32 protein-coding genes are annotated in these 18,800 nt (G+C 42.3%); 4 read left to right on the forward strand and 28 right to left on the reverse strand.

Going from position 1 to position 18,800, the window contains the following annotated elements:
* Positions 1–2: 2 nt before the first annotated feature.
* The 28 genes from K339_RS0105900 to K339_RS0106065 form a co-directional block, all read right to left on the reverse strand.
* On the reverse strand, positions 3–305 hold the full coding sequence (locus K339_RS0105900; RefSeq protein WP_157607486.1) for a hypothetical protein: 303 nt from the start codon (positions 303–305) through the stop codon (positions 3–5).
* A gap of 69 nt (positions 306–374) precedes the next feature.
* Entirely contained in the window at positions 375–1,001 is a 627-nt protein-coding gene (locus K339_RS0105905; RefSeq protein ID WP_028522786.1) for a hypothetical protein, read from the reverse strand.
* Between the two features lie 13 nt (positions 1,002–1,014).
* A complete protein-coding gene (locus K339_RS0105910; protein WP_028522787.1) occupies positions 1,015–1,887 on the reverse strand; it encodes a hypothetical protein in 873 nt (290 codons plus the stop codon).
* Entirely contained in the window at positions 1,884–2,549 is a 666-nt protein-coding gene (locus K339_RS0105915; RefSeq protein ID WP_028522788.1) for a hypothetical protein, read from the reverse strand. The genes K339_RS0105910 and K339_RS0105915 overlap by 4 nt, the downstream gene beginning before the upstream one ends.
* Before the next feature lie 8 nt (positions 2,550–2,557).
* Complete coding sequence (locus K339_RS0105920; protein WP_028522789.1) at positions 2,558–3,019, reverse strand: hypothetical protein; 462 nt, start codon at positions 3,017–3,019, stop codon at positions 2,558–2,560.
* Between the two features lie 822 nt (positions 3,020–3,841).
* Complete coding sequence (locus tag K339_RS0105935) at positions 3,842–4,105, reverse strand: hypothetical protein (protein WP_028522792.1); 264 nt, start codon at positions 4,103–4,105, stop codon at positions 3,842–3,844.
* A gap of 1 nt (position 4,106) precedes the next feature.
* Positions 4,107–4,319: a hypothetical protein gene (locus K339_RS0105940; RefSeq protein ID WP_028522793.1), complete on the reverse strand. Its 213-nt coding sequence runs from the start codon at positions 4,317–4,319 to the stop codon at positions 4,107–4,109.
* Between the two features lie 11 nt (positions 4,320–4,330).
* The gene (locus K339_RS0105945) at positions 4,331–4,564 is read right to left on the reverse strand and encodes a hypothetical protein (protein ID WP_028522794.1); all 234 of its coding nucleotides are present in this window, start codon (positions 4,562–4,564) and stop codon (positions 4,331–4,333) included.
* Positions 4,565–4,575: 11 nt separating this feature from the next.
* Positions 4,576–5,328 carry a DNA methyltransferase gene (locus tag K339_RS0105950; RefSeq protein ID WP_051397832.1) on the reverse strand — a complete coding sequence of 251 codons (753 nt, stop codon included), beginning with the start codon at positions 5,326–5,328 and terminating at the stop codon, positions 4,576–4,578.
* Positions 5,325–5,765, reverse strand: a complete 441-nt coding sequence (locus tag K339_RS0105955) for a hypothetical protein (protein WP_028522796.1) — start codon at positions 5,763–5,765, stop codon at positions 5,325–5,327. Before K339_RS0105955 ends, K339_RS0105950 begins: the two co-directional genes overlap by 4 nt.
* A gap of 1 nt (position 5,766) precedes the next feature.
* A complete protein-coding gene (locus tag K339_RS0105960; RefSeq protein WP_028522797.1) occupies positions 5,767–6,885 on the reverse strand; it encodes a DNA polymerase III subunit beta in 1,119 nt (372 codons plus the stop codon).
* A gap of 5 nt (positions 6,886–6,890) precedes the next feature.
* Complete coding sequence (gene dcm, locus K339_RS35780) at positions 6,891–8,111, reverse strand: DNA (cytosine-5-)-methyltransferase (RefSeq protein WP_028522798.1); 1,221 nt, start codon at positions 8,109–8,111, stop codon at positions 6,891–6,893.
* Positions 8,108–8,455 carry a hypothetical protein gene (locus K339_RS0105970; protein ID WP_028522799.1) on the reverse strand — a complete coding sequence of 116 codons (348 nt, stop codon included), beginning with the start codon at positions 8,453–8,455 and terminating at the stop codon, positions 8,108–8,110. Before K339_RS0105970 ends, dcm begins: the two co-directional genes overlap by 4 nt.
* Entirely contained in the window at positions 8,452–8,697 is a 246-nt protein-coding gene (locus K339_RS0105975; RefSeq protein WP_028522800.1) for a hypothetical protein, read from the reverse strand. Before K339_RS0105975 ends, K339_RS0105970 begins: the two co-directional genes overlap by 4 nt.
* A gap of 9 nt (positions 8,698–8,706) precedes the next feature.
* Positions 8,707–10,311, reverse strand: coding sequence for a rolling circle replication-associated protein (locus K339_RS0105980; protein ID WP_157607487.1), 1,605 nt, complete (start codon positions 10,309–10,311; stop codon positions 8,707–8,709).
* Positions 10,312–10,429: 118 nt separating this feature from the next.
* On the reverse strand, positions 10,430–10,798 hold the full coding sequence (locus K339_RS0105985; RefSeq protein WP_028522802.1) for a hypothetical protein: 369 nt from the start codon (positions 10,796–10,798) through the stop codon (positions 10,430–10,432).
* 216 nt (positions 10,799–11,014) lie between these two features.
* A complete protein-coding gene (locus K339_RS36980; RefSeq protein ID WP_028522803.1) occupies positions 11,015–11,194 on the reverse strand; it encodes a hypothetical protein in 180 nt (59 codons plus the stop codon).
* Between the two features lie 182 nt (positions 11,195–11,376).
* Positions 11,377–11,598: a hypothetical protein gene (locus K339_RS0105995; protein ID WP_028522804.1), complete on the reverse strand. Its 222-nt coding sequence runs from the start codon at positions 11,596–11,598 to the stop codon at positions 11,377–11,379.
* A gap of 792 nt (positions 11,599–12,390) precedes the next feature.
* On the reverse strand, positions 12,391–12,630 hold the full coding sequence (locus K339_RS0106015) for a hypothetical protein (protein WP_028522808.1): 240 nt from the start codon (positions 12,628–12,630) through the stop codon (positions 12,391–12,393).
* A gap of 40 nt (positions 12,631–12,670) precedes the next feature.
* A complete protein-coding gene (locus tag K339_RS0106020; protein WP_028522809.1) occupies positions 12,671–13,138 on the reverse strand; it encodes a DUF1643 domain-containing protein in 468 nt (155 codons plus the stop codon).
* The gene (locus K339_RS0106025) at positions 13,135–13,380 is read right to left on the reverse strand and encodes a hypothetical protein (RefSeq protein WP_028522810.1); all 246 of its coding nucleotides are present in this window, start codon (positions 13,378–13,380) and stop codon (positions 13,135–13,137) included. Before K339_RS0106025 ends, K339_RS0106020 begins: the two co-directional genes overlap by 4 nt.
* An 18-nt stretch (positions 13,381–13,398) precedes the next feature.
* The gene (locus K339_RS0106030; protein ID WP_037299354.1) at positions 13,399–14,091 is read right to left on the reverse strand and encodes a hypothetical protein; all 693 of its coding nucleotides are present in this window, start codon (positions 14,089–14,091) and stop codon (positions 13,399–13,401) included.
* Between the two features lies 1 nt (position 14,092).
* Complete coding sequence (locus tag K339_RS36985; protein ID WP_169731817.1) at positions 14,093–14,371, reverse strand: hypothetical protein; 279 nt, start codon at positions 14,369–14,371, stop codon at positions 14,093–14,095.
* 557 nt (positions 14,372–14,928) lie between these two features.
* The gene (locus K339_RS0106045) at positions 14,929–15,360 is read right to left on the reverse strand and encodes a hypothetical protein (RefSeq protein WP_028522814.1); all 432 of its coding nucleotides are present in this window, start codon (positions 15,358–15,360) and stop codon (positions 14,929–14,931) included.
* On the reverse strand, positions 15,357–15,518 hold the full coding sequence (locus tag K339_RS36995) for a hypothetical protein (RefSeq protein WP_157607491.1): 162 nt from the start codon (positions 15,516–15,518) through the stop codon (positions 15,357–15,359). The genes K339_RS0106045 and K339_RS36995 overlap by 4 nt, the downstream gene beginning before the upstream one ends.
* Before the next feature lie 117 nt (positions 15,519–15,635).
* The gene (locus K339_RS37000) at positions 15,636–15,782 is read right to left on the reverse strand and encodes a hypothetical protein (protein WP_157607492.1); all 147 of its coding nucleotides are present in this window, start codon (positions 15,780–15,782) and stop codon (positions 15,636–15,638) included.
* Entirely contained in the window at positions 15,779–16,168 is a 390-nt protein-coding gene (locus K339_RS0106060; RefSeq protein ID WP_028522815.1) for a hypothetical protein, read from the reverse strand. Before K339_RS0106060 ends, K339_RS37000 begins: the two co-directional genes overlap by 4 nt.
* Positions 16,149–16,463 (reverse strand): hypothetical protein, encoded by a 315-nt coding sequence (locus K339_RS0106065; RefSeq protein WP_028522816.1) that lies wholly within the window; start codon positions 16,461–16,463, stop codon positions 16,149–16,151. Before K339_RS0106065 ends, K339_RS0106060 begins: the two co-directional genes overlap by 20 nt.
* Before the next feature lie 111 nt (positions 16,464–16,574).
* On the opposite strand from K339_RS0106065, the gene K339_RS37005 reads away from it, so the two are divergent.
* From K339_RS37005 to K339_RS0106085, 4 genes are all read left to right on the forward strand, one after another.
* Positions 16,575–16,727, forward strand: coding sequence for a hypothetical protein (locus K339_RS37005; protein ID WP_157607493.1), 153 nt, complete (start codon positions 16,575–16,577; stop codon positions 16,725–16,727).
* A gap of 103 nt (positions 16,728–16,830) precedes the next feature.
* Positions 16,831–17,250: a hypothetical protein gene (locus K339_RS0106075; protein WP_037299356.1), complete on the forward strand. Its 420-nt coding sequence runs from the start codon at positions 16,831–16,833 to the stop codon at positions 17,248–17,250.
* A gap of 392 nt (positions 17,251–17,642) precedes the next feature.
* Positions 17,643–18,095, forward strand: a complete 453-nt coding sequence (locus tag K339_RS0106080) for a helix-turn-helix domain-containing protein (RefSeq protein WP_028522818.1) — start codon at positions 17,643–17,645, stop codon at positions 18,093–18,095.
* A gap of 71 nt (positions 18,096–18,166) precedes the next feature.
* Positions 18,167–18,778 (forward strand): sprT domain-containing protein, encoded by a 612-nt coding sequence (locus tag K339_RS0106085; RefSeq protein ID WP_229598701.1) that lies wholly within the window; start codon positions 18,167–18,169, stop codon positions 18,776–18,778.
* The last annotated feature ends 22 nt before the right edge of the window (positions 18,779–18,800 follow it).

The raw sequence follows: 18,800 nt of genomic DNA on the forward strand, positions 1-18,800 counted from the left end.
GTCTATTTTTGAGGTTTTGGCGCTTTTTTAGTAAACTTCTTAGTCTCTTTTAAAGGGAGCATCTTGGCCTCCTTTTTTTCTTCGACTTCTTCTGTCAATTGAAAGCCCATTGTTGCCTCCTCTTTCTCAACGGCAACATCTTCTTTATCTTTAAACAGCTCTTCCCAGTCTGTTCCGTCTTCATCTTCGTGACTTTCAATTTCTTGGGGGGCGTCTTTATTTTGTTTTTCGGCCATTTTCTTTTTTAGGTACTTTTCTAAGAAGTTCCCTGCAACGTAGCCTACACACATGAGCAACAAGGCCATTGTTAATCCTAAAATAACCCGTCCAATTCGTAGGCGGGGCTTTGCTTGGTATTCCATTATTGTGGTTGTTTAGCGTAAAAATTCTCTAAATTGTCGTACTTCTGAGATATGACCATCGTTGGGTGAAATGGTATAAACGCGGCTGTTTTTCAAATCAATCAGACGTTCGGCCCATCTTTGGTTATCGGGGTAATGGTCGTTTTCCTCCCGAATTTCCCGCTGGAGCATTGTCATAATGCCTTGGTAGGGCACTTTCTTTGGCAACGGCAGGTTATCTTCGGTTTCTTTCAGAACAACCATGTCCATTGCTAGGAGCAGTTTCGGGGGCGCTTGGTTAAAATGGTGCATCTGGTAAAAGATGTCACAATTGTTGTTTTTTGGCGTTCCCATAAAATCTACTTCCAATTCGGTGCAACTTGAATGGAACGCAGCGCCTGCATCATCGAGTACAAGTGCTGTGTTTCGTAGCTGCATGGCCAATTCCAGAAATTCGGAAAACCTTTTTCGCAGATAATCTTCGACTTGGAACTCCCGAACTTCTGGCCAATCTCCCGCTAAAAAGTCTGCAATATCAACTCGTTCACTTACGTACATTACCCGCTTTGACGGGTCGTTGTAAGAATCGTTTTGCGAATGGTTATAGACAATTAATCGGCGGTGTCGCGTCCCTTTTAAGGTAGTTCGGGCTATTGACATAGCCCGATGCGTTTTACCCGTGTTCTTCGCCCCAATTACTAGCCAATTCTTGCTTATCGTCGGTTCTTTCTTCATCGGTTACAATAGGGATTGGAATGTCAGTGGTATCTTTTACCGAAGGCTTGGGTATTGGTATTTTTTGCCCTATTGGTTTTTTTTTGCCAATCAAGTCCATGACCATATCTACGACAGAGTACCCCGAATCCGTCAAAGCCGACCCTACTTGAACCATCATGTAGTTCATTACAACGGTCATCACTGAGTCAGCTTGTAACTCCCCACGTTCATCTTGCTCTTTGTACTTGTGGTACAGCGCCTCGATGATGGCATCTTTGAACACTTCGTCCACATCAGGTTGCTCTTTGTCCAGCTTTTCCAACAGGTCGTTCTTTTTCTCAGCTTTTCGACCTTCATTCACAAGAGCGGTTTTGTCGGCAATCCCTAGTTCTTCCAGTTGTTGCTCAGTAGGTTGGAACTGATATACGCTGACGCCCTCGTCGTTGGCCATGTCCTTAAATCGCTCGAATCTCGCAATTGTCTCTTCATCGCTGGAGCGATTGATAAGGATACGGCTAATGAGCGCCTTGGCAATATCGCTGGCCGACTTCATCATTAGGAATTGAACGCCACCATTGGTTTTAGCCATGCGTAGCAATTCATCATCGGAACGCGACCGTGTGGAGCGAGAATAGTTAGCCTGAGCTTGGTAGGTGCTTCCTTCATCTTCATCTTCAAAATCTTGCTCGTTTCTTATAACAGGATTGTTGAACGGCTTGTCTTCTCGAACACCGACTACGTCATCAATCAACCGTGCGCCACGTTGTATGAAGCTGCTGGCATTTGAGGCCGCATTTGTGGCGTCTTTTATGGAATTGAATAGGCTCATGTGGTTAAATTTTGAGTTTTTAAGAAATCCACCCCGCTACGGACAGACAGAAAAAAGCGCTCTGTTTTTTCAGAGTTTAAATGGGCATCCTCCGACGTAAAAACAGCTTCTAAAGCGCCTATTATTGTCTCTAATTCGCCAATGTACAGCGGCTTATTACTGCTCAAAGTGTTAAGGATTCGGTCATATTCTTTAATTGAGAAACTTTCGGCCAACTTGCTTTCCATCATTCCTTTGATAAAATCTAAGGCTGATTTTACTATTGACATACCTGCCTTTTCCTTAGTTTGGTTAGCCATTAATTTTGCTTTTTCTAACGCGCCTTTCGCCTCGTTTTTCTGAGCTTCGTGCCGCTCTTTTATGGAATTGGTAATCATTCCCATTACTCTATCCCAGTTGCTTACCGCCAAAAACATGGCAATGTTCGTGTAACTTTGGGTGGTGTCGTTGGGATTTGCCGTGTCAACGTACAGCCGCTCCAACAAAAAGCGAATCCGTAGTAAGGCTGAATAGGCGGCGTCACGGACTGGATAGGTTGCAATGAGTTGATTCAGCTTTTCTTCAATTTCCTCGGGTGTGGCTTCTTCGTACGTTTTGATGGGCTGGCGTGGTAGGCAATGGCCATTTTCGTCCAATTGGACGGTAGCTAATACAGTTTTCATGGTGTAGGTTAGTGGCTAAGGCCATTTTTACGTAAAATTTCCGCAAAGCAATTTTCTACAGCGTCTCTACTCCATGACGTGAAGTTAAACAACCCTTTTTTTGCGTGACTTTCAACCGTAAATTCCAACATTTCTTCGATGGCTGCTTGTAGGCGTTGAGTCTTTTCTGCTTCTCGCTCATACGCTTCTTTGTATGGGTTAGGGGGAGCAGGCTGCTCTTGCGGAAAGTTTTGCATTGTCACAGGTGAAGCCGCTGGCAAAACAGGGGCAGAAACAGGGGTGGGATAGTTTTCCGTTTGCATGATTTTTTCTCGGTTATCAAAAATGTAAGTCGTGTACGATAGCAAGTTTTCAAACCCATGCGTTCGATATTCTTGCACCAGTTCAATGTGCTGTTCGCGCTTGATTCTAATTGTGGTATCGTTGCTTGAATTACCGTTTTTTGGAGGAGCGTTAGGGGTATCTTTCATTGTATGCAAAAAGTGTGTATATTTCGGTTACTTCGCTTATTTCGAGTATAAGGGCGGTTACTCGAAAAATCACTGTTTTGGAGAAGAATGGTGTGGATATATGCTTACGCCCTTATTTTCAATGAGATAAAGGTAATTCCTTCCCATTTTATACACAATATGCAGCTTATATACGCCAATGTATTACCAATGTAATGGCAATGTTATGGCAGTAGATTACCAATCTACACTGTATGCAACTCCAAAAAATTTGTAAAAATTTTGGACTTTTTCCCCTTCAAATTCTATGTCGAATAATCTCAAAAGAAACAAGCAATACGCCTGTTATTCGCGCACTCAAATTGCCCAGTTTTACAATAAGAATTACAAGACTTTTCAGAAGATGTTGCAAGAATCAGGGTTTGCCGAAAAGTACCCGGACTTTATGAAGCCCTGCGTCAAAATCTACTACAAAGACAAGCCCTGTTTTGAGGAGTTTTTTGGGCCATCAGCATGGGACGAGTACTTGAAACTTGCATAAGAAGAAAGCCCGTCAGTTTGTTGCTGACGGGCTTTCTTTTTATAAATAGCTTTATCGCTGATGTAGTGTAAAGTGGCCTATTTTATGACGATGTTCCACTCTGTTTGCTACGATGTAATGAATTGCTTCCACAATACACACATCTACGTCTTCACTTTCAAACTTTTTTAACTTATTACTGAGGTACAACACATTTGTCCGTCTTTTACTTGAATAGGTAATCGTAAAATTGGCTCCAATCGTTTCTAATTGAAGCTTTACTAGGGTGTCATAATGTTTCATTGTCTAAAACGCTTTAAAGGTTATTTAATAAAGTCTTTGAATCCCATTTTTGTGTAAATCTCGCTGTTGTAATCAAATGCTCCTTTGCAGCGATTATGAGCCTTCCTGTTTGGCCCCTCCGTTGAGTGACAAATTTGTTGTGCTTGAAACAACGTCTTTTGAATCACTTCATTGGCTACCTCTGGAAATTGCCAATGTCCTTTTTTATTGGGCTTAAATGGGCAACTTTGGCAGTGAGCTTTCATTACAGGAAGTGTACTGGCATCAATGTTTTTTTTCTCCATGTTACACCTCCTCTTGGTTATAAATCTCCCAACCTTCATCCCATTCTGCGCCACTTCGCCCATACCAAAGCATTTCTTCATTGAGATGTAACCCTTTTTCATCTAGCAATTGCCCATTACTAGGGCTTCTGTGCAAATACTCTTCGGGGGTAAAGAAACGATGAGTGATAGGCTTGCCATCGTTAAGGGCCTGTTTTGCCTCATATTTATTCATTTTGACTTTTATCAGGGTTGATTAATAAACTCTTGCCACACTTCAATAAAAGCATCATTTTTCAACGAAATCGCTTTGATTTGAATACACAATGATATGATTTTATCCAATTCATCATCAACGGTTAGTCCTCCATTCTCAACCATTTCTCGAACTAGCTCTTCCTTTTCTTTAAGCTCTTCGCTGTACTTTGAGAGTATTTTACGGGACTCTTGTCTCGTAATCGTGATTTTGTCTTTTGGCATCTTACTATTTTTTAAAACAATTGCAACTGTTTACTTCTTAAATCCTCTTCAATGGACAACCTGTTGACTTCTGACAAAAAACGGGCTTGGGCATTATTAAAATGATACTCGTTGTTCTCAAATCCATAATACTCAAAACCGTTTTTGTAACAGGCTATCTTCAAACTACCCGAACCCTCGTGGGTATCAAGGATAATTTGCCCCGTTGTTGCGTATTCTTTTAGCAGGTATTCGTACAGTTTTACAGGCTTTTGGCACTCATGGATTCTTTTCTCATTTAGCGCTTTGTTGCCTTCTTGCGTCAGGGCCATTCTGATGTCCTTAGAGCAGTACTTTCCTTGCATGAATCCGCTCCACAAGTAATAAACTACATCGGTTCTTTGGTTGAACGATTGGTAGGCTATCTCAACGCTAAATTGGTCTGTGTTACCATTGAGTTTGTCCCATACAATCATTCCTCCCGTCAGTTGTGGATAATAGTTGGCACCAAAAACGATTTGATTTTTGCTCACTCGAAACAATTCATCAAAGTACGCTTGAGGCTCTTTCTGAGTATCCCAATCAGAATGTTGATATTTGGCTCGTTTGATGGGCAAGTACTTCCCATTTGATTGTTTTACCTTGTCCATTTTCAGTGATGGCTTACTCGCTCCGATACCGTAACGAATATCACAAATGGCAAGGTCAAAGAATTTATCAGGAAAGAGCTGCATCCCTTCCACATTATCCATCAAAAGACTTTGGCATTTATCTGGCGTCATCATAATGGCAATTGCAATTGATTCTCGTTGTAGATTAAAGGCTCAATTGACTCAATGCCTTCCCAGTCGAAATCAGCGCCTGTTAATTCTTCACCTCTACTGATTTTCTCGAAAATTCCCATTTCCGCTTCTTCACAAACAAACTTTTTGCTTCTCAACAGGCAATTAATTAGGCTTATGGCATAGCCATAGGGCATTATGTAACTATTCCAATACTTTGAACCACTCCATCTAATTGCTCTGTAAACTTTAAAATAGATTTGTTCAAACAACACTACACGCCCACCTCCATACGTATTTTCAAAATAAAACTTTGTACTCCATTCCTTATCACACCAATCAATGCTTTTAAGGTTGAGATAATCATCTATCTCTAACCCCGCTATTGTGCCTGTTGGAGAACCGAACCTGTCATTTTCAAGTATATAAACTTTGACCATTTTAGTAGGTGTTGGACATGATGGGAATTTGTAAAATGAAGCCTGCACTATGCTCCCACAACACCGCTCGGTTGGGTTGCACATATTTCAAGTTTACGACTTCTTTGTTGGTATGGCTCAATATTGACGACAATACCGCTGCATGAAGGGCAAGGCTTATTTTTTCTTGGGCTTCGCTTTCCAAATCAACGACTTCACCAGCTTTGCACTCAAACCCAATATCCTCTGCCGTAATTTCAATAAAGCTATGATTTACATCTACTGTGACAAGCTTTGTCACCTCATTGACGAACAACAAAGCTCGGTCAACCGAATGCTTTAGCAGGTCACTGTCCACCTTGACGCTCTTCAATCCCCCTGGTACCGCATTTCTCCAATTTGGGTAATTTGCATCAATTTTACGGGCGCAAATTTCAATTTCGCCAACCTCAAACCACTGGTTTTTGTCATCACTGTACGCCTCCACGTCTTCGTCAGCGTTTAATCCTGATACAATCTTCATTGATTCGGCATTGACAATTTCACTTTTAGGTTCATACACTTCAAACGAATCTTTCAACTCGTAGTTTGAAAGGATACTTCCATCACTGGCCGTCATTTCAAGTTGTTTCCCTGCTTCTACATAAACTCCTTTCATTGCTGGCCGTGCATCATCATTCCCACAAGCAAACACGACACTTGAAACGGCCTCTTTGAACTTTGCATGACTACACTGAAACCACTCCGATTTGGCTTCCGAATCGGGAAATTTGGCGAAACCAACAGGGTCATGGCCTTTGATTTCATAAGTACCTTCTTTTGCTTTAATTTCCAACAGAAAATCGTTTTCGTCGTACTTCAGTTTTACTTTTTGGTCGGATAGCTGGCCCATTAATGCCACCATTTTTTTATACGGAAGGCACATTGAAAACGTTTCTGACGAATCAGCTTCAATTCTACTTCTGACGAAGTTGATGCCGTTTGTGGTCGTGAGCAACATCCGACTTTCTTCAACTTCAATAAGTACATTATTTGACAGTGGGAATAAGTCGGGCTTGTCTGAAATCGCTCCAATGTGTTTTTTGAGCGTTTTGGCAAATTCTGAGGGTGATACTGGAAGTTTGAAAGTTTTGATTGACATGATGGTTATGTATTTTTGATAGTTTCGGTGAATACGTCGATCGACTTTATTATTTGCATTGCCACATAGTGAACAATGGCATTACCGTAGGCTTTTATGGATTCGTTTCGGTGGTTTGAAACGGTAATTCCAACCAGTTTGGCGGGAAACCCATCATTTCGGCCACAAATCGGGGATTGAGTTGGGAAATCAACAAACCATTCTCGGGGTTCATTTCCATAATCTCCCCTACCAGTGTGTTCCTTCCCGCTTGGCTCGGGGGCAACATGGAGTTTTGTCCATCTTGTTCCGTTGGCGTCGCCATCATTGTTTTGACCACCCCGACTAAATCTTTTCCGTGTCCCCGCTCCGTTACTGCGGGGCTGTTGTAGTTGCTCCCTCCTTCGGATGCTGTTGGCGTCGGGAGCATTGACAGGGGTATGAACACGGCTTTCCCGTTTTGATTGATTTTTAGGCCGTCGGTTATTGGAGTCGGTAGCATTACTTGGTTGTGGGCTATTTGCTCCCGTAGATTTCCCGAACGTGTTCTGTTTTTTCGGCTTCCGTAATTTTTCGATTTCTCGTTTTCTTTGGGCGGAAGCATATCCATTGTGTTGGGGGTTGCCAACAAGTCCATTGATATAATCGCGTCTAAATCCAACAATCCAGTATCGGTATCTTTCGTGCGGCGCGTTTGTCGATGAAGCTGGAATACACAAAACGATTGGTGTTCCGTCTTCACATTCGGGCAGTACGTATCCTTCACTTTGAAGCTGTGTGAGAATAATTCCAAGCACTCGTTTTCTTTCTTCCACGATTGTAGAATCGTAACCCTCCTCAAATAAGAGAGGCGTTTGCCTTTCCATACGTGTGGTACACGTTGGCTCCAAAATACTTGCGAGTCCAGCAACGTTTTCAAGAATAATGACGTTGGGTTTGATTTGCTCAATTGCTCGGCGAGTTGCTGGCCACCCATAGCGGTCATCTTCGGTGCCTTTTCTATTGCCTGCAACGCTAAAGGGTTGGCAGGGGAATCCTGCGGTGAGTAAGTCGATGCTCCCTTCATATTCAGAAAAATCAGAAGTTGTTATGTCGCCAAAACTTTTGGCATTGGGAAAATGATATTTAAGGACTCTTTGGCAGAAGGTTGACCATTCGCACCAAGCTACTGTTTCGTAATCCAGCTTTTCGGCAGCTAGTGAAAACCCGCCAATGCCTTCATACAAGCCTATGTGTCGTTTTTTCATTGGGTTTTGATTCGTTCAATTACATGGCAGATAGATACATCGAGTAGTTGGGTATCCCAATTGATGTTTTTATTCTTATACATGGTTTTGATGATGGTATCAAATTCCTCTGCTTTCTCGTACCCAACATCCATCATCTTTATCCAAGGTTTGATTTTAGCCAGTGTTAGGGTCACTACTTCTATAATCACGATGTTTGAATGAAGCTGCTTTTTCAAGTACACGGTTTTCTTTGCCCCTGCGAAGTGTTTCTTGGGCTGATGGAGACGAACAGTTGTGAAAATGTTACACTCCAATTTGTTATTCCAGTTATGGCTAAAAAGTAGGCTTTCGTAAATAGTCATGGTTGGGTAGTAAGTGTTAGTTGTTCTATTCCTGCGATTTTACACGCTTTGAAAAGGGCTGGCATGAAGGTATTCCAAGACTCGGCCATCCAAGGATAAGCAAGGTGTAGCTTAATCCACCAGTCAGGCTCTCGAAGTCGGTCAGGATATATCCGCAATTGCCGTTTTGGGTTACGAATCTCTCCGTCTGGAAATACTTGCCAATCACCGTAGGTCGCTACGGCCTCTGATGGCTTAGGCATGAGTTCATTTTAGGCGGCTTGTTGGAGAGATTCGGGCGAATAAAGCGTATTGAACACCGTCTCATAATGTGCTTTGTATTCCTCCCACAGCTCAGGCGAATATTTTTGTAGATAATCCTTTTGGGTTTCTCGAAGTGGGATAACTCGATTTGAATCTTGCGAAGCGAACAAAGGCCCTGCTTTGGCGGTAGCGTCTTTGATTTCTTGCTCGGTTACTTCCTGTTTTTCAAGGATTTCGAGGTATTTGACGGCTATTTTCTTTTCTTCAAACCACTTTCTTTCGGTCATTTCTTGGAAAACGTGTTCTACCTCTCTGTCTTGGTAAGCGTACTGAGGATTCCCGAACAAATCTTGGCTTACTTCTACCCGAAACGTTTGCATACGTGTTGATGTAACACGGTAAGTATTCCAAGCCTCGGTGTAAGTCTTGAGGGCTATCATGTATGGACACGGCTTAGTTCCAGGCGCTTTCAAAATCTCTGCTGCGCCCCAAATACGCCCATGCAATTTTCTATTTTCAAATTGGGGTTGAAACTCTACTCTCTCTGGTATCTCAGAAGTGCCCCAAACGGGGTCATTTTGTACACGAATTGTCTCCAAATAGTACTTGCCAGCTTCGTTGATAACCTCCCATTTTACCAACTCTCCTTGCGTGTCTGGAGCTTCTATTGTCAATCGACCAGTGCTTTTATTCCTTGTCACTTTTTGGTCTTTGTGAACTACTGGAGCAACGAGTACAGGAGCTTTCGTGAAATATTTACACACATAGGCTGTCAATTTCTTGATATTCTGAATGGAATGAATATCAGTACTATTGGGGTCTGTCCAATCGTTTTCTACACCTTTACGGTGAGCTTCTTTCTGACGCTGATTTTCCTTGTTTTTAAGCTCTTTGATGGCTTTTGGATTGAGACGTTTTCCCTCGCTTTTGGCACGTTCTTTCTCTTTTTTGAGGCGTTTTTCCCACATTTCGTTACGAAATACAAATCCGTCTTCATAGATGTACTTTTGGATTCTACGATAACAATTGACATACTCGTAAGGCATTGAATTTAGGTGCTTGTTCCATATCTGACGAAGGCGAACGGCGGGGATACCTCTGTCCATCAAAACGTGAAAGTGTAGGTTCCCATTCTGTTGCGTTTCGGCGACCCATACGTAACACTTTACGCTCCAATTCCGAATCATTTCCTGCATGAATGGGGTGAAAATATCCCTCTTAATGTCGTTGTCACAGTGCATTTGCTTCGCAGGGAGCGTAAGGGTCACAAAAGTGGGATACACTTGGTTCAGTGGCTTTTCTTGGCCCTTTACGAAAGGGAAAGCCATCGTCGTGTTCAGTTCAATTGCCGTGAGTAGGTTCTCCAAAATCCCCTTCACATTTCTTCTCGTTGCATCGCTCATGTACCCGTTATAGCCGTTCTCATTGGCCTTCTCCAAATTGGCCAAGCTGTTAGTATTTGTTTGGGTTGGGCGAGTAGTCGAACTCACAAACTTCCCATAGGTCACAATTGCATGAGGCTTAAACTTAGCCATTCTCATAAACTGGAGAGAGGGTTCAGATTTCAATAGCTCTCTGCTTGTTTTTGCCGTGGTAGAAGTTGTCGTTTTCATTGTTGTAAGGAGAAGTTTTGAAAGGGGTTTTTTAGACCCTCATATTGTAAAAAGTGCGTTTCCAGCGTTTTAGAGGGGGTATTTTGCAGAACCGACGTTTAGATAAACCAATTTGGGCTTACGCCCGTGTTCCTTTTTTGGTTGATTTTAGATGGTTGCTCTTTGCTTTTTTTAGGGCTTTAAAGAAGTCTATTGTTTTCTTCACTAGCTCGGTGATTGGCTTTGGTTCTTCTTGGGTAGAAGATGGTATCTTGGGCGCGGCAAAGTAACTACCCCATTTTTGCATCAATTCATCAAAAGAGCATGATGTAACATAAAAGGAGTCGGAGTTTAAGTGAATATGGGCACGGGGTGGTTGCCCATCACTCATGTCAATTTGTTCTATCTTGACTATGTTATTGAGGTTGATGGCTACTTTGTAGTTTGGTAAGTCTCCATTGTATGTGCAAACACATTCAACCAGAAGGAAAGCTGGATATACGACCATTGTGTTAAAGGGGGATTGTGTAGATGTTGGATTGTGTTACTTGCCGTAGATGGCCCAAATGGGAGTGATTATGGCAAATACCTGCCATTCGTGGTGGTAGTTATTCCCTCTACTATCACTGACTTGAAATCCTCTGGCGTTCTCTCCATCGTGAATTGGTTTAGGCGTTGCTATTGTGGCCTTTTGAAGCCATCCCAATGCGAAAGAGATAGCATCTTAGAGGTTTAGCTCGTAAGGTAGTTTGGTCATTTGTTCTGACTCTGCCCAGTATAAGAGCAGACTTCCATCATCAACATTCCAACCAATAACTTTTTTATGGTAGCTAAATGCGAGTTTCATGGCGAGCTTAAAGTCATCTTCGGTGTCGCCTGCTACGGTTATTTTTCTGTTTGTCATTTTGTTAGGGGGTTTGCTCCTTTATTAGTGGTTCGTTTTCTTTAGAAAGTTTTCGCGCTTTAAACGCTTTTTGGTTACACCGACTTGAGCAGTATTTGCGCTGCTTAGTTAGGGGCGCAAATGCCCTGTTACATTGTGGGCAGATTCTTTTATTCATGGAACTATTTGGTTAGCTAGACATCTTAGAAACGTAACATTTTTGCCACATGGTCGAAAGTCGCAGCGGTTACATAGGTTTCTACAATGCCTGTTCCCTCAGATTTTAGGACAATGTAAGCCCTGTAGGTGTCTGTTTCTTTGTCGTCACGCCATCGGGTTATTTTACGAATCTCAGCTAAGTTGATGATAATCGGCGCAAAGCCTTTGTCAGTTAAGACATCAAGCAGTATGAAGTTTGGATTCATGGATTTGATGTTATAAGATTTCAATTACTTCGACTTTACGGAAGCCTGTCAAGGATTCTATAATCTCATCATATTGTGTCTGCGTGTGTATTTGTTTCTCCTGCCCATCACTGGAAATGGTGATGCACGTGCCATCATTAAGGGGGTTGGGTTCTATTCTGATAATATGGGCAACATTGATGGTCGTGTCAGTCAATATTCCGCCCATTGACGAGTTTTCGCGTTTTAGTTGTAAAAAGCAGTGCATTTTGGGTAGAAGTTTAATTGTCAATTAGAAGGATTATTCGAGGATTGATACTTAATAAGTCGGGGTTAGGGTGAGAGCCGTACCAAACTAGGAACCATATCCCACCTCTAAAGGCTTTCCACATTTTTCCCCTGTATTCAGCGGTTGGGTATGTTATACTGTATTCAGCCAATTTGTCAAAATCTTGTTTTGACATTACACAGTGTGTATCATCGATCAAGATGTTTTTAGGGTCAGGTTGAATCCAATTCCGTCCCATAGGGTTGGTTATTGGTGGAATTGTATTATTTTTCATTTAATGATGGTTGAATTTTAAACATTTTGACTTCTTCAAAGGCTGAGATATACTCCATTAAGTCCTCAAAGCGGACAATGAATATCATTTCTTGGGCGCCAAAGTGCCCCGACTTAAATGTGACTATTGTCCTGTTTTTGTCCATTGGTCGGATTCTTGACACAGAACTAAGGTTGATTGCCATCGGTGCGGATTTGTTAACCGATACAAATTCTTGAAGTTGTAAAAAGCAAATCATGGTTGAAGTCGGTTATTGTTTGGGAGAGATAGAAGCACGGTTAAGGTTCCCTTCGACATACTCCCAACAATAGTCGCAAGTGTCATAAGGCAGAATGATTTGTAAGTCAGCCGTTACAATTGCTGCAAACTCGAAGTTGTAACGACCTATTGAAGCGAACGGCGGCAATATCGCGTCATCTTTTGTGCATTTGCCATAACGTATGAGGCTTCCATCGTTAGGGGCTTGTTCAATAAAATAGTAGGTCTTCATTGTTAGAGAGTATTTGAAAGTGGTTAGAAGGAAATTGAACTCAAGTTGAATAGATTATTGGGGTCAGTTTTGAGGGCAAATACAGCGGGTGGCAAGGGTTTCCAGCTTTCGTTAGTTTTAGCGCTTTCCATTCCTTTTTGGGTAAAATAGGTGTGAAGTAGGGGAGACAAGGGTTTCCATAAGCAAGGACGAACAGTTCGCAATTATCAGCCATTTCCCTAATGTGACGACCATTCAAATCAGGGCGAGCCATTGTAATGTATTCTACATCACGTAATGTCTTGGGGTCTGTTGCTCGATATGGGAAAATGTTGCCCACGTACATACCACCGTATCCCCAAGCCTTGGCAAAATTGATGCAACGCCTAATGGTTGGGTCGTCGTTGTTCCCGTCTGCTGTACTTGGATTGTGCATGATAAATAGGACGTTTGGTTTGGATTCGTCCCAAATACGCCACAGTTGAAATCTGTACTTTTCACAGTTTGAAAGTATGGCTCCTCTCGTCATTGTAGGTTTGATTGCTTATCGTCCAATAAAGTTTTGAACTCGTGCAACGCTTCGTCGGGAGTAGCGCACACTTGGCCGCTAAAACAATATTCATCAGCCATATTGCTATGTGGGTACAGCTTGCATAAGTAGGCTGATTCGTCATCGGAGATACTAATAGCTACTTCTACGGTGTATTTCCACGGGAATACAAAGCCTTCTGCTATTTTCTTGGCTTTTTGGTGGAAGCTATCTGGTGCCATTTTGAGAATAGTTAATGGTTAAAAGGGTAGGTCGTCATCACCACCATCTGACACTGGAGCAGTTGATGGTGGTCGGTTTGTGGTTTGCGTTGAAGTTGCTGTTGTTTGTTCTGTTGTCCTCATGCGTGAGGGAACACCGTGTAGTTTGTGAAGTGTAGGGTTGATGGTGTCGCTGACCAACTTCTCAAAGAACTGCATCTGTTCTTTGTCATCCCAAACCTCTTTGCCTTGGTCGTTAAAGGTTTTAACCATTTGGGGTAAACCATTTGGGGTTTCTTTTGTAAAGGCTGACTTTAAGTATTTGTCCCGCTGCTTCACCAGTAGCGCCGTTCCCGTCGAGTCCTTTTCTCTGAAAACCTGAATACGGATGAAGTGATTTAAGTCGGCATTGGGCAAATAAGAAAGCAGGCGCTTTGACTCACGGCTTGAATAGCGAAGCTTTAGACAATATTTCTCAAGTCCATCTTGAAGCCAGAAATTCCATATCTTTTCATTCTGATTCTCGAACGTTTTAAGTTGGATGTCAATCAACATCCCTTCAATAAATCCATAACGGCGTTCGTGAATGTCTTGGTAAGTTTTGACTCCAGTGTCCGAAATCTTTTCAATTTTGCGGGTAATGCTTTTGTTGGTCGGGTAGTTTATACGCTCGCAAATTTTTGCGTCAAATACGTACATAAAAACAATGTCGTTAGATTCTTGAAGTGCCATGTTAGAGGGTAGTGTAATTGGATAGTTCGCGTTGGTTCTCGATTTCTTCCAGTCGCTCGATTACGGCTGGAATTAAGTGGCTAATGCTTTGGGTAGTTTTAGCGGCTGCTCTTTCCTCAATAATCCCTTGCAAGTACTGGATATGATTTTCGAGGAATACCAAGTAGTTGTTAATGTGGTGGAGTAGGTTTGTGTTTCGCGGGTCGTCGCTCAGGTGGTTGAAAGCCATTGAGGACAACTTTACGAGTTGTTCAATTTCTTTATCTCGGAGTCCCTCCATTTTATGATAATTTGGTTGACGTAGGTGTTCAAGTCTTGGATTCGATGTTCGTCGGTTTCTCTCATGCCAAATCCAACTGCCCACCATGTTTGAAGCTTCCGTGCAGAGTCCTCTATTTTCTCTTTTTCAGACAGAGGCGGTTTCTCTATTTTGTGTACCATTAGGGGAGAGAATTAAATGCCTCAGCTCTTCAATGCGGTATTCGATGGCCCGAAGGTCAAACAGTAGCCCATTTGTGAACCTGTATTTTGTTGTGCCAATTAGCCAAAACACCCAAGACGGGTACTTTTCAACTTGGATTATTTCGCTCTGGCGGTACGCTCTCAGTACAAGTAATTCCTCGAATTGTTGGCGGTAATTTTGCATGGTTTTAGGGGGATTTAGTGGTTTGCGGGGGCGGTATGTCCGCGCCCCTTGGTGGTGGCCGCGCTTGATGGACAGTTGCTGACATTATTTATTTTTATGGGGTGATTTGTATTCGTGATAGATATGGTGCCCAATAATTCCCACCATGATGAGCATTGAACTCAATAGGCAACTTAGCCCCAAAAAAGTATTCAACTCTTGCATTGCCTTAGCTCATTTTTAAGGTTTTCCAATGATTTGTACACACTATCAAATTCTTCCTTGATGCCCATAATGTGTCGGGTTTTAGGATGGTCATATAGTTGTACTATGATAGACTGATACGCAATACACGCTTTCTCGGCCAATTCTCGATGGACAGGATGTTGGAACGTTACCAAGGCAATGGCATTACGTTTGTTTCGGTCGGCTGCCGTGAGTGCAAATTGTACTTCCTTCCGTAATGGCGTTGATGCCTTGATGAAGGATACGTTTTGTACTTTACGCCACTTAGCCCACTTTTGTAGGCGGTTATGGAAAATGTACAATGCGGCTAAGTCTTCTCGTGTGAGTGACACTGTTACTGGTTGTTCTACAATCGCCTCGGTCGTGGGCAGTTGGTCAATTAGAAAAATGGAAGTCATATAAAAAGGTCGGTTTCAGGGTTCGGGTCGGGGCGTTGCTCGGTACTGGCCGCAGGTTGCTCGGTCGCGTGCTTCTTTTTCTTACGGAGCTTTGTGGCGGCGATAGCTCCCACAATCGCAAACCCTGCAACGGCTGCCACTTTGGTCGTCTTTTTCATTTTTTGAGGATTTTTCGGAACTTGTTAAGTCGAGTTTGCATGACGGCCAAATGGTACGTAAGCCCTCCAATGGCCAGAATACTGATAATGATTGTTGCTTCCATGATTGGTTAGGGATTAGAACCAGAAGAATAAAACCCAAACCGCAACAATCCACCAAGGCCATGCCCAAAAGAAGACCAAAGCCGCAGGAACGAAGAACAAAAGCATACCGAACGCAGGGTACGTCCAGTGACGTGTAGAAGACGATGAACTAGCTTTCATTGTACTGTATAAATTGATTGATTGGTTTTTCGGTAAGCGGCGATTTTACCAAGTCCAATCTTGAACTTTTGAAAGTCGCTGAGATTCAAATAATCGGGAACATTAAAGCCAAACTCCTCGGGTGTTGAGTTTGCTACTACTGCAAATACTTCTCTTATTTTGCGTGTAGTAGTCATTCCCCAAAGTGTCTCAATGCACCAATCTGCCTCCATTTCGGTCAATGGGCGCTTGCCATTCATTTTACTGTGTTGGCAGTAGTGAACGGAGGTTTGATGGTGAGCCGCATAGGCATCCAAGAACGCATCACGAAGGTGAGAGGCATCTTTGATGTAAGCGTATAGCTTTTCTGCCACTTCACGTTTTTGCTCAAGCGATAACACTTTCATTTGGAAGAAGTTTTAAAAGGTAGGGGTAATCCGTTATCGGCTGTTGGGTGATTTGAAAGAATACCTTCTCTAACCCAATTGGCTCCATGTGTGGAATTAGTGAGGCGATTAAGAAATTGGCCTCATCCGTAGTTAGTCTTTCGGGTTCACTCACCTTTCTGTATAGGGTGCGTTCCGAACCCCGTGTGTCAGCATACCTGGCCCGAACAGACCGACGAGCTTCGGAGGTATCTCCGAACGAGTTGAACAATGCGGCTGCTAGTTCTTTTTCTTGTGATTCGGTTAGAAAACTCATTATTGTATATAATTAATAATTTCTTTAGTTTAGCCAGCTTTTTGGGCTTTGGTTCGTAGGCTAATTACTGGAATCTAACTCCTGTATATTTTCTCCTACGAACCGAAAGCCATGAATTCAAAAGTGCAGCTATCTCTCATGGGTAGCCACGTTGAAGTTGTAGGCAAGGCAGCAATTGCAATCAAAGTAGCAATACTCGCAGTCGCTGTTTTTATGCTCTACAAATTCTGGAAGAAGGAAACCATCACGATAAAGGTCGTTTAGGTTTTCGGCACCGTTGTTTCACAACGACGGTGTTTTTTGAGGAGGTTTTAACTAACTTTGAGTGTTCAAATCATTGCTAGGCTATACACCCCCTCAGTATTTTATGGAATCGCCTGAAAAATCCCCAATTCTAGTAAAGCTTGACTCTAATAATGAGTCGATGCAAATACTGGCTCAAACTTTGATTCAAGGCGCAGGTGAAATCGCGCTAAAAATTGTATCAGAGAAAAACAAATCAGAAATTGAGATAGCCAAAATTGAGTCAGAAGACGAGAAACGCCGTTTAGAGCACGAAAAGCAACTCGTCGAAGCTGAATTGAAAACAGACCTTAGAAATAAAATAACAGCGGCTGTTGCCATTGGTATAGCTCTTGCGTGCTATATTCTTCTAAAAATCTTTGCTGATATTTCATCGGATATTGTTGCTATACTCTCCAGTATTATTGCCACTTCTATCGCTTCCGTTTACAAAATCTCGGGGAACTTCTACAAAAGGAGCAAGCCCCTTGATGAACATCTCTAACACCTCGCTGTTCGCTTCAATGTACCTTGGTGCTTTTTTTAATTCAGTAAGCATCTCATGGATGAGCTGCCTGTCTTGTTCACAGAAACTAGCTTCATACCTTACTAGATGATTCTTTGTTTTGTCGAGCCAATAGGACAAAACAAACAGAGCTAAACTTTGCAGGAGACCTACTAGAAGGAGGCAATACAGCAAGACTTCAATTGATTGCATTTTCATTGGAACTTCATTTGTTAACAGACATTAACCAAACATTTGCCTTACAAACTTGACAAATACTGCCTATTCTGTACTATATTTGTCAGGATTTGGCGCGGCTTTCTGCGTTTGTCTGTACAAATGTAAGTTTTAAAAACTTACAATGTCAAGTATTAACACTTATTTATTTTAACATGACTACAACAAATTTTCACATTGGATTGGCAATCAAGCTGTTAGCCGAAAAGAAAAAATGTAGTGCAGAAACACTTGCACAAAGAATTGGTATTGTAAGGCAGTCAGTATATGACACTTACGAACGTGAAACTGTAAGAAAGAGTACAGTTAGAAAATATGCTGATGCTTTAGGAGTCAGCGAAGACGAAATTTACAAGTTAGCAGGTTTTAAGGCTGACAATGTAAGCCATCAAGGCTTTACAGAGGATGTTAATTATTTACAAAGAAGGCTTTCTGACTTAGAAGAATTAGTGAATTTCTTAAAGAGCCAAGTTGTTGAAAAGGATAAACAAATCAATGTGCTATTGGGAAAGTCGGATAGTGTATTCTTAGCCAGATTTGTGATTAGCCCTCTTTTTTTTGGGGTTTTGGTCACAAGTTTGGATACACTACATTCAGCTACTTGCTGAAAATGGCTAATAATCAGTATCTTGAACAATAGCAGCGTTTGATTGTTGTCAGTTAAACCAACAATTTATCGGTGGAAGCGAGATTAGCGATGTGGAACATCCTGGAACGCCACGTTCCAACCCCTTCAGTAGCCTATTGTTACGACCTATGGGAACGGTATCAGTTTGATTTTGTGGTAACTCGCCCTCGACATACGCGTTTGGGTGATTTTACGGCAAAACCCAACCAACGTGAGCGAATTACAGTCAATAATAACCTCAATCCTTACAATTTCCTCATCACTTACCTTCACGAAATCGCCCACCTTGAAGTGTATCGTTCGTACAAACGCCGCCAACCTCCGCACGGAAAAGCATGGAAAACGCATTTTCGCGCTTTATTGCTGCCTACCCTGAACGAACAAACGTTTCCCGCGTCGATTTTGTCCCCGCTTACGCTATATTCCCATAATCCAACCGCATCTACGGGGACATTCTTACCACTCATGCAAGCCATCAAAAACGTGGATGCGCCGCATTCAGATTTGGTTATGGTAAGTGAGTTGTCGGAAGGGCAAGCGTTTCGATTACAGCAAAAAGTCTTTATCCGAGGCACGCAGCGCCGCACTCGCATCGTTTGTATAGAGAAAACCTCGCAAAAAAAATACTTGGTCGCAGCCCACGCTTGGGTAGAACGACTGTAGTTATCTTTGAGAAAGGATATAC

The organism is Runella limosa DSM 17973 (genome assembly GCF_000482465.1).
In the GTDB taxonomy this organism is placed as follows: Bacteria; Bacteroidota; Bacteroidia; order Cytophagales; family Spirosomataceae; genus Runella; species Runella limosa.

Excerpts from the sequence above, each read along its gene's own strand:
- K339_RS0105900 (WP_157607486.1), bottom strand. The coding sequence starts at position 305 with ATGGCCTTGTTGCTCATGTGTGTAGGCTACGTTGCAGGGAACTTCTTA.
- K339_RS0105905 (WP_028522786.1), bottom strand. The coding sequence starts at position 1,001 with ATGTCAATAGCCCGAACTACCTTAAAAGGGACGCGACACCGCCGATTA.
- K339_RS0105910 (WP_028522787.1), bottom strand. The coding sequence starts at position 1,887 with ATGAGCCTATTCAATTCCATAAAAGACGCCACAAATGCGGCCTCAAAT.
- K339_RS0105915 (WP_028522788.1), bottom strand. The coding sequence starts at position 2,549 with ATGAAAACTGTATTAGCTACCGTCCAATTGGACGAAAATGGCCATTGC.
- K339_RS0105920 (WP_028522789.1), bottom strand. The coding sequence starts at position 3,019 with ATGAAAGATACCCCTAACGCTCCTCCAAAAAACGGTAATTCAAGCAAC.
- K339_RS0105935 (WP_028522792.1), bottom strand. The coding sequence starts at position 4,105 with ATGGAGAAAAAAAACATTGATGCCAGTACACTTCCTGTAATGAAAGCT.
- K339_RS0105940 (WP_028522793.1), bottom strand. The coding sequence starts at position 4,319 with ATGAATAAATATGAGGCAAAACAGGCCCTTAACGATGGCAAGCCTATC.
- K339_RS0105945 (WP_028522794.1), bottom strand. The coding sequence starts at position 4,564 with ATGCCAAAAGACAAAATCACGATTACGAGACAAGAGTCCCGTAAAATA.
- K339_RS0105950 (WP_051397832.1), bottom strand. The coding sequence starts at position 5,328 with ATGATGACGCCAGATAAATGCCAAAGTCTTTTGATGGATAATGTGGAA.
- K339_RS0105955 (WP_028522796.1), bottom strand. The coding sequence starts at position 5,765 with ATGGTCAAAGTTTATATACTTGAAAATGACAGGTTCGGTTCTCCAACA.
- K339_RS0105960 (WP_028522797.1), bottom strand. The coding sequence starts at position 6,885 with ATGTCAATCAAAACTTTCAAACTTCCAGTATCACCCTCAGAATTTGCC.
- dcm (WP_028522798.1), bottom strand. The coding sequence starts at position 8,111 with ATGAAAAAACGACACATAGGCTTGTATGAAGGCATTGGCGGGTTTTCA.
- K339_RS0105970 (WP_028522799.1), bottom strand. The coding sequence starts at position 8,455 with ATGACTATTTACGAAAGCCTACTTTTTAGCCATAACTGGAATAACAAA.
- K339_RS0105975 (WP_028522800.1), bottom strand. The coding sequence starts at position 8,697 with ATGCCTAAGCCATCAGAGGCCGTAGCGACCTACGGTGATTGGCAAGTA.
- K339_RS0105980 (WP_157607487.1), bottom strand. The coding sequence starts at position 10,311 with ATGAAAACGACAACTTCTACCACGGCAAAAACAAGCAGAGAGCTATTG.
- K339_RS0105985 (WP_028522802.1), bottom strand. The coding sequence starts at position 10,798 with ATGGTCGTATATCCAGCTTTCCTTCTGGTTGAATGTGTTTGCACATAC.
- K339_RS36980 (WP_028522803.1), bottom strand. The coding sequence starts at position 11,194 with ATGACAAACAGAAAAATAACCGTAGCAGGCGACACCGAAGATGACTTT.
- K339_RS0105995 (WP_028522804.1), bottom strand. The coding sequence starts at position 11,598 with ATGAATCCAAACTTCATACTGCTTGATGTCTTAACTGACAAAGGCTTT.
- K339_RS0106015 (WP_028522808.1), bottom strand. The coding sequence starts at position 12,630 with ATGAAGACCTACTATTTTATTGAACAAGCCCCTAACGATGGAAGCCTC.
- K339_RS0106020 (WP_028522809.1), bottom strand. The coding sequence starts at position 13,138 with ATGACGAGAGGAGCCATACTTTCAAACTGTGAAAAGTACAGATTTCAA.
- K339_RS0106025 (WP_028522810.1), bottom strand. The coding sequence starts at position 13,380 with ATGGCACCAGATAGCTTCCACCAAAAAGCCAAGAAAATAGCAGAAGGC.
- K339_RS0106030 (WP_037299354.1), bottom strand. The coding sequence starts at position 14,091 with ATGGCACTTCAAGAATCTAACGACATTGTTTTTATGTACGTATTTGAC.
- K339_RS36985 (WP_169731817.1), bottom strand. The coding sequence starts at position 14,371 with ATGGAGGGACTCCGAGATAAAGAAATTGAACAACTCGTAAAGTTGTCC.
- K339_RS0106045 (WP_028522814.1), bottom strand. The coding sequence starts at position 15,360 with ATGACTTCCATTTTTCTAATTGACCAACTGCCCACGACCGAGGCGATT.
- K339_RS36995 (WP_157607491.1), bottom strand. The coding sequence starts at position 15,518 with ATGAAAAAGACGACCAAAGTGGCAGCCGTTGCAGGGTTTGCGATTGTG.
- K339_RS37000 (WP_157607492.1), bottom strand. The coding sequence starts at position 15,782 with ATGAAAGCTAGTTCATCGTCTTCTACACGTCACTGGACGTACCCTGCG.
- K339_RS0106060 (WP_028522815.1), bottom strand. The coding sequence starts at position 16,168 with ATGAAAGTGTTATCGCTTGAGCAAAAACGTGAAGTGGCAGAAAAGCTA.
- K339_RS0106065 (WP_028522816.1), bottom strand. The coding sequence starts at position 16,463 with ATGAGTTTTCTAACCGAATCACAAGAAAAAGAACTAGCAGCCGCATTG.
- K339_RS37005 (WP_157607493.1), top strand. The coding sequence starts at position 16,575 with ATGAATTCAAAAGTGCAGCTATCTCTCATGGGTAGCCACGTTGAAGTT.
- K339_RS0106075 (WP_037299356.1), top strand. The coding sequence starts at position 16,831 with ATGGAATCGCCTGAAAAATCCCCAATTCTAGTAAAGCTTGACTCTAAT.
- K339_RS0106080 (WP_028522818.1), top strand. The coding sequence starts at position 17,643 with ATGACTACAACAAATTTTCACATTGGATTGGCAATCAAGCTGTTAGCC.